15 protein-coding genes are annotated in these 16279 nt (G+C 71.9%); 5 read left to right on the plus strand and 10 right to left on the minus strand.

The window, feature by feature from the left end:
- Positions 1-66 precede the first annotated feature (66 nt).
- Entirely contained in the window at positions 67-1218 is a 1152-nt protein-coding gene (locus OG852_RS41880) for a WD40/YVTN/BNR-like repeat-containing protein (RefSeq protein WP_133912982.1), read from the minus strand.
- Between the two features lie 216 nt (positions 1219-1434).
- On the opposite strand from OG852_RS41880, the gene OG852_RS41885 reads away from it, so the two are divergent.
- Positions 1435-2019, plus strand: a complete 585-nt coding sequence (locus tag OG852_RS41885) for an Rv1733c family protein (protein WP_133912983.1) — start codon at positions 1435-1437, stop codon at positions 2017-2019.
- Between the two features lie 370 nt (positions 2020-2389).
- On the opposite strand, the gene OG852_RS41890 is transcribed toward OG852_RS41885, so the two are convergent.
- Entirely contained in the window at positions 2390-4048 is a 1659-nt protein-coding gene (locus tag OG852_RS41890) for a DNA alkylation response protein (RefSeq protein WP_330350607.1), read from the minus strand.
- 71 nt (positions 4049-4119) lie between these two features.
- Here OG852_RS41890 and OG852_RS41895 point away from each other — a divergent pair, with 71 nt between their 5' ends.
- Complete coding sequence (locus OG852_RS41895; protein ID WP_133912985.1) at positions 4120-4881, plus strand: PaaX family transcriptional regulator C-terminal domain-containing protein; 762 nt, start codon at positions 4120-4122, stop codon at positions 4879-4881.
- 79 nt (positions 4882-4960) lie between these two features.
- On the opposite strand, the gene OG852_RS41900 is transcribed toward OG852_RS41895, so the two are convergent.
- Positions 4961-5764 carry a pectate lyase gene (locus tag OG852_RS41900; protein WP_330350608.1) on the minus strand — a complete coding sequence of 268 codons (804 nt, stop codon included), beginning with the start codon at positions 5762-5764 and terminating at the stop codon, positions 4961-4963.
- A 30-nt stretch (positions 5765-5794) separates the two neighbouring features.
- Positions 5795-6772 carry a pectate lyase family protein gene (locus OG852_RS41905; protein WP_330350609.1) on the minus strand — a complete coding sequence of 326 codons (978 nt, stop codon included), beginning with the start codon at positions 6770-6772 and terminating at the stop codon, positions 5795-5797.
- Positions 6773-7051: 279 nt separating this feature from the next.
- On the opposite strand from OG852_RS41905, the gene OG852_RS41910 reads away from it, so the two are divergent.
- Complete coding sequence (locus OG852_RS41910) at positions 7052-8353, plus strand: extracellular catalytic domain type 1 short-chain-length polyhydroxyalkanoate depolymerase (RefSeq protein ID WP_330350610.1); 1302 nt, start codon at positions 7052-7054, stop codon at positions 8351-8353.
- Between the two features lie 48 nt (positions 8354-8401).
- Here the strand turns inward: OG852_RS41910 and OG852_RS41915 are convergent, their stop codons facing one another.
- Positions 8402-9772 (minus strand): nucleobase:cation symporter-2 family protein, encoded by a 1371-nt coding sequence (locus OG852_RS41915; protein WP_330350611.1) that lies wholly within the window; start codon positions 9770-9772, stop codon positions 8402-8404.
- A gap of 49 nt (positions 9773-9821) precedes the next feature.
- Positions 9822-11213 carry an FAD-dependent oxidoreductase gene (locus OG852_RS41920; RefSeq protein WP_133912989.1) on the minus strand — a complete coding sequence of 464 codons (1392 nt, stop codon included), beginning with the start codon at positions 11211-11213 and terminating at the stop codon, positions 9822-9824.
- A 212-nt stretch (positions 11214-11425) separates the two neighbouring features.
- Here OG852_RS41920 and OG852_RS41925 point away from each other — a divergent pair, with 212 nt between their 5' ends.
- Positions 11426-11902, plus strand: coding sequence for a DUF6214 family protein (locus OG852_RS41925; RefSeq protein WP_330350612.1), 477 nt, complete (start codon positions 11426-11428; stop codon positions 11900-11902).
- A 15-nt stretch (positions 11903-11917) separates the two neighbouring features.
- On the opposite strand, the gene OG852_RS41930 is transcribed toward OG852_RS41925, so the two are convergent.
- Entirely contained in the window at positions 11918-12556 is a 639-nt protein-coding gene (locus tag OG852_RS41930) for a DUF305 domain-containing protein (protein ID WP_133912991.1), read from the minus strand.
- A gap of 201 nt (positions 12557-12757) precedes the next feature.
- On the opposite strand from OG852_RS41930, the gene OG852_RS41935 reads away from it, so the two are divergent.
- Entirely contained in the window at positions 12758-14260 is a 1503-nt protein-coding gene (locus OG852_RS41935; RefSeq protein ID WP_133912992.1) for an LVIVD repeat-containing protein, read from the plus strand.
- Here OG852_RS41935 and OG852_RS41940 read toward each other — a convergent pair.
- From OG852_RS41940 to OG852_RS41950, 3 genes are all read right to left on the minus strand, one after another.
- Complete coding sequence (locus tag OG852_RS41940) at positions 14248-14922, minus strand: TetR/AcrR family transcriptional regulator (RefSeq protein WP_133912993.1); 675 nt, start codon at positions 14920-14922, stop codon at positions 14248-14250. The genes OG852_RS41935 and OG852_RS41940 overlap by 13 nt on opposite strands.
- A gap of 152 nt (positions 14923-15074) precedes the next feature.
- On the minus strand, positions 15075-15788 hold the full coding sequence (locus OG852_RS41945) for an HAD family hydrolase (RefSeq protein WP_133912994.1): 714 nt from the start codon (positions 15786-15788) through the stop codon (positions 15075-15077).
- Between the two features lie 82 nt (positions 15789-15870).
- Positions 15871-16233, minus strand: a complete 363-nt coding sequence (locus tag OG852_RS41950; protein WP_330350613.1) for a hypothetical protein — start codon at positions 16231-16233, stop codon at positions 15871-15873.
- Between the last annotated feature and the right edge of the window lie 46 nt (positions 16234-16279).

Consider the following 16279-nt stretch of genomic DNA (forward strand, 5'->3'; position numbering starts at 1 on the left):
ACCCTACTGCCGTGCACACGGCGGTGATCAACCGGTGGCCAACGCCCTGCGATCCCCCCACTCGGCTCATCCGACGACCGCTGCCCGCACACACAGCACGTCCGGCAGATGGGAGGCCAACTGCCGCCAGCTGTCGCCGTCGTCGGCCGAGGCGAACACCTCGCCGTTGCGGTTGCCGAAGTACACGCCCGCCGGATCCGCGTCGTCCGTGCACAGCGCGTCGCGCAGCACCGTGCCGTAGTGGTCGTCCTGCGGCAGACCCGCCGTCAGCGGCTCCCAGCCGGCGCCCGCGTCCGTCGTGCGGAACACCCTGCACCGGTGCCCGGCGGGCACCCGGTCCGCGTCGGCGTTGATCGGGAAGACGTACGCCGTGTCCCCGCGCGTGGGATGGGCGGCGACCGCGAAACCGAAGGTGGAGGGCAGGCCCGCGCCGATGTCAGTCCAGTTCCGTCCGGTGTCGTCGCTGCGGTACACCCCCCAGTGGTTCTGCAGATAGAGCCGGTCCGGGGTGGCCGCGTCCTGGGCGATCTTGTGCACGCACTGGCCGAACTCCGGGTGCGGGTCCGGCAGGAACACCGCGGAGACACCGGAGTTGGAGGGCTCCCAGCTCACCCCGCCGTCGGTGCTGCGGAACACCCCGGCCGTCGACACCGCCACCGTCACCGCGTCGGGGTCGCGCCGGTCGGTCAGAACGGTGTGCAGGCCCTCTCCGCCGCCGCCCGGCACCCACTTCGAGCGCGTCGGGTGCTCCCACAGCGGGCGGACCAGCTCGAAGGTCTCCCCGCGGTCCTCCGAGCGGTACAGCGCCGCCGGTTCCGTCCCCGCGTAGACCACGTCGGGCTCGGCCGCCGCCGGGTGGAGCTGCCACACCCGCTCCAGCGACGCCTCCGTGTCCTGCGGGAACCTGACGGCGGGTGTGGCCGGTTCGGTCCAGGTGCGGCCGAGGTCGTCGGAGTGGAACACCGACGGGCCCCAGTGCGCGCTGTCACCGCCGGCCAGCAGCCTCGGCCGCTCGCCCCGGGTGTCGATGGCGACCGAGTAGATCGCCTGTGCGTTGAAGTAGGGGGATGTGTCGAACTCCCATGTGCTGCCGCGCCGACGCCCGATGAACAGGCCTTTGCGCGTGCCCACGGCGAGCAGTACCTCGGTCATGCCGCTCTCCTCCGCTGTGTCCTCGACCTCGTTGTCCCGGACACCGGCCAGTCTGCACCCCGCCACTGACAGTCACCTCCGGACGGCCCTTCACCGCAGGTCACCGCGGTCGCGCCGGTCCCGGACCGCATGACGTCGGCCACGTTCGGACGGACGCCTGCGCGGGCGGCGTGACGCATGCGACCGTCGGGACGAAGGACTCGCCCTGAGCATCCGGACCGCCCGCCCCGTATGGGAGGGCGGTCCAAGGATGTTCGTGCGCTCATGAGGAGGAAGCCTTCGATGGCGTTCCGTGGTCCGAAGGTGTGGCTGTGGCGCTGGCGGCGCAACCCGCTGAGGCGTCGCGCCGACGCGGTGGAGGCCTGGGTCGTGCTCGGTGCCTGGGCACTGACCGTCCTCGTCGGGGTTCTGGCGGGGTGGGGGGCCGCCGGGTCCGTCGAACAGGGCTTGGCCAGAGAACGCGTCGAGTGGCGTCCGCTCCAGGCCCGCCTGACCGAGGCGGCGCCGGGCAAGGCCGTCGCGCGGTCCGGCTCCACCGGCGCCGACCAGGTCTGGGCGAAGGTCGGCTGGACCGGCCCGGACGGCTCCGCGCACACCGGTCAGGTCAGGGCCGCGACCGGCAGCCCCGCCGGCACCCCGGTCACGATCTGGACGGACCGCCAGGGCCGCATGGTCACCCAGCCCGCCACCCCCGCCCAGGCCCGCCTGCGCTCCACCCTGGTCGGCGGTCTGGCCGGCGTGGCCGCGGGGGCGCTGCCGTTCGCGGGCGGCCGTGTCCTGCGCGGCCGTCTGGAACGCCGCCGCATCGACCAGTGGGACACCGACTGGGCCCGCTTCGACGCCCTCCGCGGCCGCCCGATGAGCTGAGCCGAGCCCGCCGGCCCTCGTCCCTCGGGATGCCACGCGGAGACTTCCGCAGCGCCCCCGCGGCGGGGCCGAGGGCCGCCAGGCCGGCGGCAGGGCGTCGCACCGGTCGGTCGGGGCAGGGCTGCCGGTCGTCGAGCCGGTGTGCGCGGCAGCCGGCCCCCCTCGTCCGGGGAGCGCGTGGTGGGCGCCGGGATGCCGCCGCCGAGGGTACGCGCGCGTGGCGGGCACGGACTTCCGCGCTCCGCCGGCAGCCCGAGGACGCTCGGCGCCAGGTCGGCCGGGAACCGCCCGGGGCGCAGCCCGCGAGCTGCCCCGGACCGTACGGCGGGGCGCTCCGCGGGGCGGGCGGCTCCACCGCGGGTGAGGGGCGTCAGTTCCCGGCGGGAAGGCTCCTCTCCAGGATCCCGCCGATGTCGGCCCCGTCGGGCAGTGTGCCGAAGGCGTACCCCCAGTCCCCGCCGAGCCGGGTCGCGCAGAAGGCGTCCGCGACCGCGGACGGGGCGTGCCGGACGAGCAGGGAGCCCTGGAGCACGAGAGCCATCCGCTCCACGAGCCGACGGGCGCCCGACGCGGTCGCGGCGCCCAGCTCGGAGCGCAGCCGCGCGACGGCCGCGTCCAGCCGGGCGTCCGCCCCCCGCGCCAGGGCGAGTTCACCGAACAGGGCGTCCGCCGTCCCCGGTTCGCGCGTCAACGCCCGCAGCACGTCGAGCGCGTTGACGTTCCCCGAGCCCTCCCAGATCGACAGCAGCGGCGCCTCGCGGTAGTGCCGGGGCATCCCGGAGTCCTCCACGTACCCGTTCCCGCCCAGGCACTCCAGCGCCTCCGCGGTGAAGGCCGGACCCCGCTTGGTCACCCAGTACTTGCCGACGGCCGTGGCGATCCGCCGGAAGGCCTGCTCACCGGCGTCTCCGCGCACCGCACGGTCGGCCGCCCCGGCCAGCCGCAGGGTCAGCGTGGTCGCCGCCTCCGACTCCAGCGCCAGGTCGGCCAGGACGTTCCGCATCAGCGGCTGGTCCAGCAGCCGCGCGCCGAACGCGCTCCGGTGCCGTACGTGATGACCCGCCTCGACGAGCGTCTTGCGCATGAGCGCCGCCGACATCATCACGCAGTCCAGCCGGGTGCAGTTGACCATCTCGATGATGGTCTTCACCCCCTGTCCCTCCGGCCCCACCAGCCAGGCCACGGTCCCGTCGAACTCGGGCTCGGAGGACGCGTTGGAGCGATTGCCCAGCTTGTCCTTGAGCCGCTGGATGCGGAACGTGTTGCGGGTGCCGTCCGGCAGTACGCGCGGCACCAGGAAACAGGACAGCCCGCCCGGCGCCTGCGCCAGCACCAGGAACAGGTCGCACATCGGCGCCGACGTGAACCACTTGTGCCCCCGCAGGGTGTACACGCCGGGCTCCGCCGTCGGCGAGGCCGCCGTGGTGTTCGTACGGACGTCCGAGCCGCCCTGCTTCTCGGTCATCCCCATGCCGGCCAGCAGCCCGCGCTTCTGCGTCGGCACCCGCAGCCCCGGGTCGTACTCGCGGCTCGTCAGCAGCGGCTCGTACACCTTCGCGAGCTCCGGCTGGCGGCGCAGGGCGGGGACCGCCGCGTACGTCATCGACGTCGGGCAGCCGTGTCCGGCGTCGGTGTGCCCCCACACCAGGCCGCCCGCCGATCGCGCGACATGCGCGCCGGGCCGGTCGTCCGCCCAGGGCGCGCCCGCCTGGCCCTCGGCGACGGCCACCCGCATCAGCTCGTGCCAGCTCGGGTGGAACTCCACCTCGTCCACCCGGTGGCCGTACCGGTCGTGGGCGCGCAGCACGGGCTCGTGCCGGTTGGCCAGGTCGCTCCACTCCTGCGCCTCGGCGCCGCCGGCCAGCAGTCCGAGCCGGCGGACGTCCGGCTCCGCCCATCCGGCGCCCTCCCGGCGCAGCCCCTCCAGCAGGGCGGTGTCGTCGGAGGCGTCGTAGGGGGACAGCGGCGGTGCCTGGTTGGTCACGTCGTGCGTGGCGTACGGCGGGGTCTGCGCGGGTGTCGAGGTCATGCGCCCATGTTGCACTTGTTCTGCGACTGCAGCAATACTGCAACACCTGGGGCGACGTACAGTACGTGCCCATGCGGATGAACGTCTCGGCGGAGCCCGGCGGGGTCGACCTGCGGCCCCTGTCCGCGCGGTCGGTGGTGCTGAGCCTGCTGCTGGGGGCACACCCGCCCGAGTTGCCGGCGCGGGACCTGGTGCGCGGAGTGGAGCCCTTCGGGGTGGGCGGGTCGACCGTGCGGGCCGCGCTGAGCAGGATGGTGGCCGCCGGTGATCTGCGGCGCACGGACGCCGTCTACCGGCTCAGCGACCGGCTGCTGGAGCGGCAGCGCCGGCAGGACGACGCCGTCGCGCCCGACACGCGCGCGTGGGACGGCGACTGGGAGATGGCCGTGATCACCGCGACCGGCCGCGGCCCCGCCGAACGCGCCGAACTGCGCACCCGGCTGTCCGCCCTCCGGCTCGCCGAACTGCGTGAGGGCGTCTGGCTGCGCCCCGCCAACCTGGGCCGACCCTGGCCCGAGGACCTCGACCAGGTGCTCCGGCGCTTCACGACCCGGCCCGCGGACCCCGCCCGCGACCTCGCCGCGAGCCTGTGGCCGCTCGACGCCTGGGCCGGCACCGCGCGGGCCCTGCTGGCCCATGTGGAGCGCTCACCCGCGCCCGCCGACCTGTTCACCGTCCTCGCCGCCGTCGTACGGCATCTGCTGGCCGACCCGGTCCTGCCGCCCGCGCTGCTGCCCGCCGACTGGCCGGGCCCGGCGCTGCGCACCGCGTACGAGCACCACCGGCGCACCCTCGCCGACATGGCGCTGGGGCCCGTCCGGGCCCGGACATAGGCACGGCGGCCGTGCGAAGCACCGTGCGGGGGCGCTTCGTACGGCCGCCTTCACCGTGGGGGGACGGTGGGGGAAGGGGCTACTTGTAGGTGAGGTCGGCCGCCGTGTAGTTGCAGTACGTGCCGTCGGCACTGGTGCCGTTGGTGGTCGGCTCGGCGCCCGTGTTGTTCCCTATGTACTTCTGGCAGGGGATGATCTTCTTGCTGCTGTCGCCGACGACGGTGATGGCGCGCAGGGCCACGCTGTCGCCGTAGTTGGTGTTGATGCCGGCGATCCGGCCGCCCGGGTAGGTCACCTCGATGGTGTTGAGGATGATCGTCCGCTTGTACTGCGTCTTGCAGTTGCCGCAGGACCGCACGAAGGTGCCGAAGTTCTGCACGGCGAACTTGGAGACGACCAGCTTGCCCGCGCCGTTGAACTGGAACACCTTGTCGCTGGCGGCCTTCGCGCCCCCGCCGTAGACGGTGTAGACGCTCGACGAGGAGGTGCCCTTGAAGGTGGCGGCGTCCTCGCCGACGTCCTCCCACCACACGTTCTGCAGCGTGCAACTGCCCTTGCAGTGGACGCCGTCCGCGGCCGGGGCGCCGATGATGACGTTCTTCAGGACGGCCCCGTCGGCCAGTTCCAGGATCGGCCCCTGGTCCTCGTCCTGGTTGCCGCTGCCCAGGTCGCCGGTGCCGTAGAGGCGGATCATCCCGTAGTCCTTCGTCCCGGACACGGGGATGGTCGAGGAGACGGCCCGGCTGCCGGTGGCGGTGGGCCAGGTGGCGGCGGCCGCGGGCGAGGTGCCCAATGTCGTGATCATGCCAATCGATAGACCGAGGGTGGCCAGTATGCCGGTCAGCGCGCGCACGAAGGTGCGCGGACGTGCCGAAGAAGTCATGTCCCGATTCCTTCTTCCTGATGGGGGCGGTCAGAGTTTTCCGGCGCCCGCGCCGGACGTCACCGAGGCGGCGACGGACGAGGCGGGCTCGGCGGTGTAGCTGTAGGGCGGCCTGGTGAACGTCCCCACCTGCGAGATCTCGATCGCGGCTCCGCCGAGGTCGTTGCCGGTGAGGTTGGCGTAGCCGTCCACGTCGCTGTCGCGGCTGGTGGTCACGGCGACCAGGGTCGAGCGGAAGACGTTGTTCTCGACCAGCATCTGGGCGCCCATGCGCGAGTGGACGGCCGTCTCGGCGCCGACGACGTAGTTGTCGTAGAAGTGCCCGGTGCCGAACCGCAGACTGGGGATGCGCGAGTACACGTTGCTGAACAGGTTGTGGTGGTACGTCACCCTCAAGTGGCCGGTGTCCTCGGAGGCGTTGTTGTCGCTGTGGCCGACGAGCGAGCCCTTGAAGTGGTCCTTGAAGGTGTTCCAGGACACCGTCACGTAGTCCGAGGCGTGGTTGACGTCCAGCAGGCCGTCGTAGTGGTCCTTGTCGTGATCGCGGTCCGCCGAGAAGGAGTTGTGGTCGATCCACACCTTGGTCGAGGCCTGGACCTCGATGCCGTCGGCCGGCTTGAGCGGCTTGCTGATGTTCAGATTGCGGACGACGACGTTCGTCACCTTCTTCAGCCGCAGCCCGCCCCCGGTGAATCCCGATGACGAACCGACGCCCAGAAGCGTGGTGTTGGAGCCGATGTCGACCTGACCGCCCAGGGTGATCAGGCCGTTGACCTTCACGACCTTCGCGGCGCTCCCGGTGACCGCGGCCTTGAAGGCGTCGAGTGTCGAGACGGTGACCGCCGAGGCGCTTCCGCCGCCGGTCGTCCCGGCGCCGAACCCGACCGGCGAGGTGTCGGCGGCCCCGGCCGACTGGGGGAGGGTGAGGACCGCCGTCGCGGCGAGAGCGGCGGCCGCCGCGACGAGAGCGAACCTTTGCGCCTGTGTACGCGGGGGGCTCGTGTGCATGCCAATGCGTCCCTTCGGGGGGCGGGGGAGAACGCATATATAAACTTTGATCACATACATGAATCATGAAGCGCTGACAGTGCGACCTGCCGGGGATCTTGGGAGCGGATGGGTCACACTGCTGAACGGAACGTAGAGGGCAAGCGCTTTCTAGTCAACGCTTTGCGCAGAACACGTCACCGACCCACGTGGAGGCGTGGGAGCGCTTCCATGGCAAGCATGGGCATGCCACCATGCGGGCGGACGCCTCCCCGAGCCGCCACGAGAAAGGGACCGCACGTGTCCGATTTCTTAGCGAGAGCGCTGCGTTCACTGGGGGGAGCCCTCGCGCTCCTGCTCGCCGCCGCCCTCCTCACCGCCCCCACCGCCTCGGCCCGCCCGCAGTCCGCGGCGCCCGTCCCGGCCGCCACCCTCACCGAGGTCACCGACTTCGGCACCAACCCCAGCGGTCTGCGGATGTACGTGTACGTGCCGGCGAACGTCACCGCGCACCCGGCCGTCCTCGTCGCCGTGCACTGGTGCACCGGCTCCGGACCGGACATGTACAACGGCACCGAGTACGACACGCTGGCCGACCGGTACGGGTACGTCGTCGTCTACCCGTCGGTCACCCGCAGCAGCAAGTGCTTCGACGTCTCCTCGCCCCAGGCGCTCAAGCGCGGCGGCGGCAGCGATCCCGTCGGCATCAAGTCCATGGTCGACTGGGTGGCCGCGAACTACTCGGCCGACACCAGCCGCGTCTACGCCACCGGCATCTCCTCCGGCGCGATGATGACCAACGTCCTGCTCGGCGACTACCCGGACGTCTTCGCGGCGGGCGCCGCCTTCTCCGGCGTTCCCTTCGGCTGCTTCGCCACCGCCGACGGCTCGGAGTGGAACAGCGCCTGCTCCGGCGGCACCGTGATCCACACCGCGCAGGAATGGGGTGACATCGCCCGCGCCGCCTACCCCGGTTACACCGGTACCAGGCCCCGGATGCAGCTCTGGCACGGCACCGAGGACGACGTCCTGCGCTACCCCAACTTCGGGGAGGAGATCAAGCAGTGGACGAACGTCAAGGGCCTCGGTCAGACGCCGGCCGCCACGGACTCACCCCAGTCCGGCTGGACCCGCACCCGCTACGGCGCCACCGGTGACCAGGCCCCGGTGGAGGCGATCAGCCTCCAGGGCACCGGCCACAACCTGTACGCGTACGGGATGGCGGCCCGCGTGCTCACGTTCTTCGGTCTCGACAGCGGTGGCCCCGCGCCCCAGCCGCAGCCCGGCGGCTGCAGGGTGACCGTCACGACCAACGCCTGGAACACCGGGCTGACCGCCTCGGTGACCGTCACCAACACCGGCACCACCACCGTCGACGGCTGGCAGCTCGCTTTCACGCTGCCCTCCGGCCAGACCATCACCAACGGCTGGGGCGCGACGTACAGCCCGGCCTCCGCAGCGGTGACGGCGACGAACGCGTCGTACAACGCGACCCTCGCACCGAACGCGAGCGTCACCATCGGCTACCAGGCGAACCACACCGGCAACAGCGCGGCACCGGGCGCCTACACCCTCAACGGAGCGGCCTGCACAGTGGGTTGAGATCCGTGTGCCGTGCGGGACGGTCGGCCCGCACGGCACGCCGCCGCTCTACGCCGCCTCACCCCGGGACTCCCCACCGCCGGCCGGGGGTGTCGCCGCCTCCGGTGCCGAACCGCCCTGCGCGGGAAGGTGGTTGAAGACCAGGTTGAGCACGATCGCCGTCACACAGCCCGCGCTGATCCCGCTGTTCATCACCGTCTGGAACCAGTCGGGGAACTTCTCGTAGATGGTCGGCACCCCGACCGGCAGCATGCCGATCGCCACCGACACGGCCACCACGGTGAGGTTGTGGTTGTCCTCGAAGTCCACCCGGGCCAGGGTCCGCAGACCGCTCGCGGCGACCGTTCCGAACATCACCAGACCGGCTCCGCCGAGGACCGGCGCCGGGACGGCCGCCACCACCGCGCCGAGCTTGGGCAGCAGACCGAGCAGCACGAGGATGCCGCCGGCGGTGGCCACCACCCAGCGGCTGCGCACCCGGGTCATGCCGACCAGGCCGACGTTCTGCGCGTACGCCGTGTAGGGGAAGGTGTTGAAGACGCCGCCCAGGACCGTCGAGAGGCCGTCCGCGCGCAGACCGTCGGCCAGCGAGCGGGCCTCGACCCTGCGGCCGGTCATCTCGCCGACCGCGATCAGGTCACCGGTCGTCTCCGTCATCGTCACCAGTGCCACGACCAGCATCGACACGATCGCCGAGGCCTCGAAGGCGGGCGCCCCGAAGTGGAACGGGGTGCTGATCCCCAGCCAGTCGGCGTCCCGGACCCCGCCGAAGTCGGTGAACCCGAACGGCACCGCGACCACGAGCCCCACGACGATGCCGATCAGTACCGCGATCCGGCTCAGGAACGCGGGTCCGAACCGCTGCACGACCAGCACCACGGCGAGCACGAACGCGGCCAGCGCGAGGTTCTTCTGCTCCCCGAAGTCCTTTGAACCGGCGCCGCCCGCCGCCCAGTTGCCGGCGACGGGCAGCAGCGAGAGACCGATGACCAGGATCACCGTGCCGGTGACGAGGGGCGGGAAGAACCGCAGCAGCCGGCCGAACACCGGGGCCAGCAGCACGATCGCGAGCCCCGCGACGATCACCGACCCGTAGATCGCGGGCAGTCCGCCGCCCGTCGTCCCGATCAGCACCATCGGCGACACGGCCGCGAACGTACAGCCCTGCATGATGGGCAGCCTTACCCCGAAACGCCAGAACCCCACGCACTGGATCAGCGTGGCGATCCCGCACACCAGCAGATCGGCCGTGATCAGATACGCCAGGTCGGCGGGCGACAGCTTCATCGCGCCGCCCACGATGAGCGGCACGGCCACCGCGCCGGCGTACATCGCGAGCACATGCTGGATCCCGAACGCGGCCAGCTGCCGTACGGGGGGCACCTCGTCGACGGGATGCACGGGTGCGGTCGAGGCCATGGACACTCCTGGGCGGGGGACATCCGGACAGCACGGGACGGTACGGGGATTAAACAGAATGTTGATTTCCGAGGTGTTGCCGCCGCGTGTACTCGTCGGTGATCTCTGCCCGGGCGACGGCCGCCCGCAACGCCGCCCAGTCCGGCAGCTTCACCACGCCCCGCCCCAGCGAGGCCCCGAGCTCCGCCTCGGCCCGCTCGATCGCCCGCCACCCCTCCCAGCCGACGGGCTCCGCCCCGGCGGCCCGCAGCAGCGGCAGCACATCCTCCGGCACCGACGCGCCCGCGAGCACGGGGGCGTCCTCCAGCAGCGAGGTCACCGTCTCCTTCGCGCACGGCCGGTTGGTGCCGATCACGCCGGTGGGCCCCCGCTTGATCCAGCCCGCCACGTACTCGCCCCGCGCCACCCCGCCCGCGCGCATCACCCGTCCGGCGGTGTGCGGCACCGTGCCCCGCGCGGCGTCGAACGGCAGCCCGTCCAGCGGTACCCCGCGATACCCCACCGACCGCAGCACGAGCTGTGCCTCGACGTCCTCGTAACGGCCCGTGCCGCTCACCCCGCCCCGGCCGTCGGGTGCGGTCCGCTCGAACCGCACCGCGCCCACCCGCCCCCCGACGGCGAGCAGTTCCACGGGCCGCAGGAAGAACCGGAGCCGGATCCGCCGTCGTGCGTCCCGCGGCGGCAGGGCCGTCCAGCCGCGCAGCACCTCCACATTGCGGCGCTGGGCCGCCGGCAGCCCGGAGGGATCGCCGTAGCCCGGGTCGAGCGCCAGTTCCGCCTCGTCCACGCGCACGTCCGTGCCGGGCAGCGCGCCGAGTTCCCGCAGCTCCTTGGTGGTGAAGCGGGCCTGGGAGGGGCCGCGCCTGCCCACCGTGTGGATCTCCGTGACCCCGCTCGCGTCCAGCGCGGCCAGCGCCGCCTGGGGCATGTCGGTGGGGCTCAGCTCGGCCGAACCACGTGCCAGGATCCGGGTGACGTCCACCGCCACGTTCCCCACGCCGATCACGACGGCCGCGCGGACGCCCCGCAGAAAGTCCTCGCCGACGGCGTCCGGATGCGCGCTGTACCAGGAGACGAACTCCGTGGCCGACCAACTGCCCGGCAGGTCCTCGCCCGGAATGCCCAGCCGGCGGTCGGCCGCCGCGCCCACGCAGTACACCACCGCGTGGTACAGCTCGCGCAGCCGGGCGACCGGCACCCCGCCCGCGCCGACCTCGACCCCGCCGAGGAAGCGCACCCGCTCGTGCTCCAGCACCGTGCGCAGGTTCCCCTGGAGCGACTTGATCTTCTCGTGGTCCGGGGCGACGCCGTACCGCACCAGGCCGTACGGGCACGGCAGCCGGTCCAGGACGTCGACGAGCACCTCGGGATCCTGCTGGACGAGGCTCTGGGCGGTGTAGACCCCGCTCGGCCCGGAGCCTACGACGGCGACACGCAGCACGGCGTGACCCCTTACCCGCACGACGGACGCGTGCGACGGAGGAGAGCGCTGGTGCCTCCAGCATCCCACCGAGGCCGCTCCGCTGACAGGGTGTCGTCGGTTCGACACGCGTGCGTGTTCGTTCGTATGGAAAGTGATCATGCGGTTACGTTCCGTGTGTGCTAGAAGCATCCTTCCTTAATCTTTCTGATCGTTCCGCCGAGGACGGGACCGTGTCCGTGTGGCCGGCGTGGGAGGTGCGGGAGACCGGCGACCCCGCCGTGACCTGGTTCGACGTCCGGCTCGCCTTCGCCGACGGGGCCGCTGTGGACCTGCTGGCCGTGGTGTCCGGGGAATGCGTCTCCATCGAGGACGTCCGCGCCCGGCCACCCCTGTCCCTCGTCGACCTGGCGGACCTCGCGGACTGGATCGAGGGCCCGCTCTTCGACCGGTGCGCCGGCGGCGCCGGGGCGGAGACCGGGGAGGCCGCCACCCGGCCGGGCGGATCCCGGCGCGCCCGCCCGGCCTGGCCGCGCGGGCGCGAGGGGTGCCGGCTGGTCGCCGAGGAGTACCGCGCGGCCCAACGCGAGGGCGCGGACCCCGTGCTCGCGGTGATGTGCGCGACCGGCCACAGCCGGCGCCGGTCGCTCCGGCTGATCGCCCAGGCGCGGGACGCGGGATACCTGACACCACGTCACGCCAAGCGGTGAGCCGCCGACTCGGGCTCAGCGCATCCGTTGCATGCGGGCGATCTCGCTCGTCTGCTGGGCCACCACGTCGTCCGCCATCTCCTCGACGCGCAGGTTGTTGCCCTGCGCCTTGACCTCCGTGGCCATGGTGATCGCGCCCTCGTGATGCGTGATCATCAAGGTGAGGAACAGGGCGTCGAAGGCCTCGCCGTGCGCCGCGCGCAAGGTCGTGAGCTGGGCCTCGGTCGCCATGCCCGGCATCACGGTGTGGTCGTGCGGATCGCCGGTCTCGGCCTTGTCGTAGGACGCGAGCCAGCCCTTCATCGCCTCGATCTCCGGTCCCTGCGCGGCCGAGATCCGCTGCGCGAGCCGCTTGACGTCGGCCGACGCCGCCCGGTCCGGGACGAGTTCGGTCATCTCCAGGGCCTGGGCGTGGTGCTGGATCATCATCCGGGCGTACGACACGTCCGCCGAGTTGGGCGTGTCGTCCTCGGCCCGCTGCTCGGCCGCCTCCTGGGCGGAGAGCGTCCGGTTCCCCTCGCCCGGCGCGCCCGGCGCGATCACCGAAGGCCCGCTCGCCACGGCCGACGTGTCCTGCGCACCGGAGTCGCAGCCGGCGAGAGCGAGCACGAGCAGCGCGGCCGCGGCGGTGAGGGATGCGCGGCGGTGGGGCACAACGACCTCCTGGGGCAGGGGAGTTGGTGGTCCGAACCTCTCACTTACGGCTGTTCGACCGGCTCACGCTCCGGATCCTCGCATCACTGACCGGAAAGATTCATGACGAGTGCGTTACCAGCCTTTGATATGTGCATGATGAAGACGATACTTCAGAGGACCGTGAACCGTTCCACAGGAACGGCAACGAGGGAGGATGCAGTGACCCTGTTGAACGATCCCCGAACGCGGCGCAGACGGCTGGGCGTCACCGCCGCCTGTACCGGGCTCCTGGCCGCGCTGCTCACCGCGGTCCCGGCGGCCGCCACCCCGGACCCCGGGGACGCGCCGACCGCGGAGCGCGGGGTGTCCCGCAGCGCCCAGGCCGAGGCCGCCGCGGCGATCGCCGACGGCGAGATACCCGGGCAGGACGAGATCGTCCACTCCGACAACGTCGAACACCTCACCAACATCCCCAAGGACGCGCTGACGGGAACCAATTCGGACCTCGCCTTCCAGGGGAAGTACGCCTTCGCCGGCAACTACGACGGCTTCCGCGTCTTCGACATCAGCGACCCGAAGGCCCCGAAGACCGTCTCCCAGGTGCTCTGCCCCGGCTCGCAGAACGACATCTCCGTCTCCGGCGACCTGCTCTTCCTGTCCACCGACTCCTCGCGCAGCGACAGCAGTTGCAACAGCACCACGCAGCCCGCGACCGAGAAGTCCTCCTGGGAGGGCATGAAGGTCTTCGACATCAGCGACAAGAGGAACCCGAAGTACGTCGCCGCCGTCGAGACCGCCTGCGGCTCGCACACCCACACCCTGGTGCCCGAGCGCAAGAACGTCTACATCTACGTCTCCTCGTACTCGCCGAGCGCCACCTACCCCGACTGCCAGCCCCCGCACGACGGCATCTCCGTCATCAAGGTGCCGCGCAAGGCGCCCGAGACGGCCGCGGTCGTCAACTTCCCCGTCCTCTTCCCGGGCGAGGGCCCGGACGGCGGCGGCAACCCCGGCTCGCCCACCAACCCGGGCGTGTCCAAGACCACCGGCTGCCACGACATCACCGTGCTCCCGGAGAAGGACCTCGCGGCCGGCGCCTGCATGGGCGACGGCATCCTCTTCTCCATCAAGGATCCCGAGAACCCCAAGGTCATCGACCAGGTGCAGGACAACGTGAACTTCGCGTTCTGGCACTCGGCGACCTTCAACCAGAAGGCGAACAAGGTCGTCTTCACCGATGAGCTGGGCGGCGGCGGAGCGGCCACCTGCAACGCGGCGATCGGCCCGAACCGCGGCGCCGACGGCATCTACGACATCGTCGGCAAGGGCGACAAGCGCAAGCTCGTCTTCCGCAGCTACTACAAGATCCCCCGCCACCAGGCGGACACCGAGAACTGCGTGGCCCACAACGGCTCGCTGATCCCCGTCAAGGGCAAGGACCTCATGGTCCAGGCCTGGTACCAGGGCGGCGTCTCGGTCTGGGACTTCACCGACTCCGCCAGTCCGAAGGAGATCGCCTACTTCGAGCGCGGCCCGCTGAGCACGACCGCGCTGTCGGTCGGCGGCGCGTGGTCGGCGTACTACTACAACGGCTACATCTACGCGAACGACATCACCAAGGGCTTCGACGTGCTCAAGCTCAGCGACCGCCGCACGGATCCGGCCAAGCGGATCCATCTGCGGGAGCTCAACGTCCAGACGCAGCCGGACTACTTCGACTGATCTCCGTCGGGCGGCTCCGTCGCGAAGAAGCGCGACAGATCCGTTCCGCACCTCCCGTCGGGCGCCTCGGCGTCCGGCGGGAGGCCCGACTCCCAGTCCAGCCGATAGCGTCGGAACAGCTCGGCGCGCAACGTCGCCCGGGACAGCGGCACCTGGGGCAGCACCAGCGCGTAGACGGCGCCCATGAGCTGGGAGCGCAGCAGCGGGTAGTCGCGGTCGACGTCCCGCGAGCCGTGCCGGGCGGCGGTGTCCCGCAGCAACTCGGCCAGCCGCTGCTGCTCCGGACACCGCACGAATCCCTCGGCCTGCAGCAGCCCGGCCATGTGCTGCCGCATCAGCACCGTACGGTCCCCGGCCAGTCCGAGGATCGCGTCGATGGCCCGCGCCATCCGCTCCCCGCCGTCCTCGGTGCGCGGCTCCCGCTCCAGGGCCTCCTCCAGCGTGCGGTGCATCAGCCGGTGCACCGCCGACTGCACCAACTGCCGCTTGCCGGGGAAGTAGTAGGACACCAGCCCCCGGGCCGAACCCGCCCGGTCGGCGATGTCGGCGAGCGTCGTCGCCTCGTACCCGCGCTCGCTCACCAGCTCCAGCGCCGCCTGCAACAGCCGTTCCCGCGAACGCCGCCGCAATTCTTCATTGACCGAGGCGCTGCGCGGGGACATCCTGTAACTCCTGTGTTGACTGGCTATCAGCCAACTATAATCAGGGCATCCTGGACGGCTCCGCACGGAGCGCGGCCGGGCTGCCGCCTGCTCTGGGCGACGCGGGGGATCGTCCAGAGTGGGCGTGCCTTCGCCCCGATGGTGGCCTCGGGCTACCGGTTCCCGGCCCCCTCGCTCCGGCCCACCAGGTCCAGGACCGGCCGCAGCCCGTCCGGCCGCTCCGCCGCCGGGAGATGGTCCACGAAGTGCACCGCGCAACCCAGCGCCGCGGCCCCGCCGTCCGCCCGCCGGTCGTCCCCGACCATCAGGACGGCCCGCGGATCGACCCCGAGCGCCTCGCAGGCCGTCGCGAACAGCCGTGGGTCCGGCTTCTGCACCCCGTGCTCGTACGACAGCACATACGTGTCGACGAACCGGTCCAGCCCGTGCTCCCGGAACACCGGCCGCAGATCCCACCCGATGTTGCTGACCACGCCCACCCCGATCCCCCGCTCCCGCAGCCCGCTCAGCACCTCGACGGCATCGGGGTACGGCGCCCAGGCCGCCGGTGTCATGTGCCGGTCGTACAGCGCGTCGTGCAGCCGCGGATCCGGCAGCGCCACCTGCCGCGACAGCCCGGTGTACGCGGCCCGATGCGCCGCGGCACTCTCGTCCCGCACGCCCCACAGCCCGGCCAGCTCCTCGGGCACCCGCCCGGGAGCCGCCCCACCCGGCAACGCCCCGGCCGCCTCCAGCGCCCGCGCCGTGGCGGCCACCTCCCCCTCCGGCCACCCGGCCCCGGCGCCCCTCAGCACGGCACGCAACCAGGTCTCGGTGGACTCGACGCGAAAGAGGGTCCCGGAGAAGTCGAACAGAACGGCAGCCATGGGCTTGATCCTAGGAACGGGGAGGATCCCGTGGGGCCACGTTCCACACGAAAGGCAGGTCGTCCTCGCAGAACACGCAGACTTACACGGCTTCCCGCACCACATTGATCTCACGGCACCGCTCGCAGCGCCGGAACACCAGGGCCTGCGTGAACCCGACGGGCCGCGCGATCCCGGCCCGGTGCAGGGCGAGGGCGACAGCCGGCCAGCAGCCGGGGTCCGGACAGTAGCCGGTGGACTGATTGCCGACCTCGTGCACCTCCCAGCCCCGTCGGCCACGGCGGAACGAGATCTCGCCCGCGCCGAGCACGTCCTCGCCGCTCGCGCAGGCCACGTGTTCGCTGCGGCGCGGTGCCGGTCGCAGCCGTCCGTCGAGACCGACGACGTAGGTGTACGGCTCCTCGTCCTCCGCCCGGAACGCCAGGAGATCGACGGCGTCGCGCACCAGGTGCCCCCGGTGCCCGGGGCGACCGCCCGGCGGATGTCCTCGG

The organism is Streptomyces sp. NBC_00582, from assembly GCF_036345155.1.
Lineage (GTDB): Bacteria > Actinomycetota > Actinomycetes > Streptomycetales > Streptomycetaceae > Streptomyces.

What these genes read in the sequence shown, in the direction of transcription:
- OG852_RS41895 (WP_133912985.1), top strand. Translation starts at nt 4,120, where the DNA reads ATGCGGATGAACGTCTCGGCGGAGCCCGGCGGGGTCGACCTGCGGCCC.
- OG852_RS41885 (WP_133912983.1), top strand. Translation starts at nt 1,435, where the DNA reads ATGGCGTTCCGTGGTCCGAAGGTGTGGCTGTGGCGCTGGCGGCGCAAC.
- OG852_RS41890 (WP_330350607.1), bottom strand. Translation starts at nt 4,048, where the DNA reads ATGACCTCGACACCCGCGCAGACCCCGCCGTACGCCACGCACGACGTG.
- OG852_RS41945 (WP_133912994.1), bottom strand. Translation starts at nt 15,788, where the DNA reads ATGGCTGCCGTTCTGTTCGACTTCTCCGGGACCCTCTTTCGCGTCGAG.
- OG852_RS41905 (WP_330350609.1), bottom strand. Translation starts at nt 6,772, where the DNA reads ATGCACACGAGCCCCCCGCGTACACAGGCGCAAAGGTTCGCTCTCGTC.
- OG852_RS41915 (WP_330350611.1), bottom strand. Translation starts at nt 9,772, where the DNA reads ATGGCCTCGACCGCACCCGTGCATCCCGTCGACGAGGTGCCCCCCGTA.
- OG852_RS41940 (WP_133912993.1), bottom strand. Translation starts at nt 14,922, where the DNA reads ATGTCCCCGCGCAGCGCCTCGGTCAATGAAGAATTGCGGCGGCGTTCG.
- OG852_RS41900 (WP_330350608.1), bottom strand. Translation starts at nt 5,764, where the DNA reads ATGACTTCTTCGGCACGTCCGCGCACCTTCGTGCGCGCGCTGACCGGC.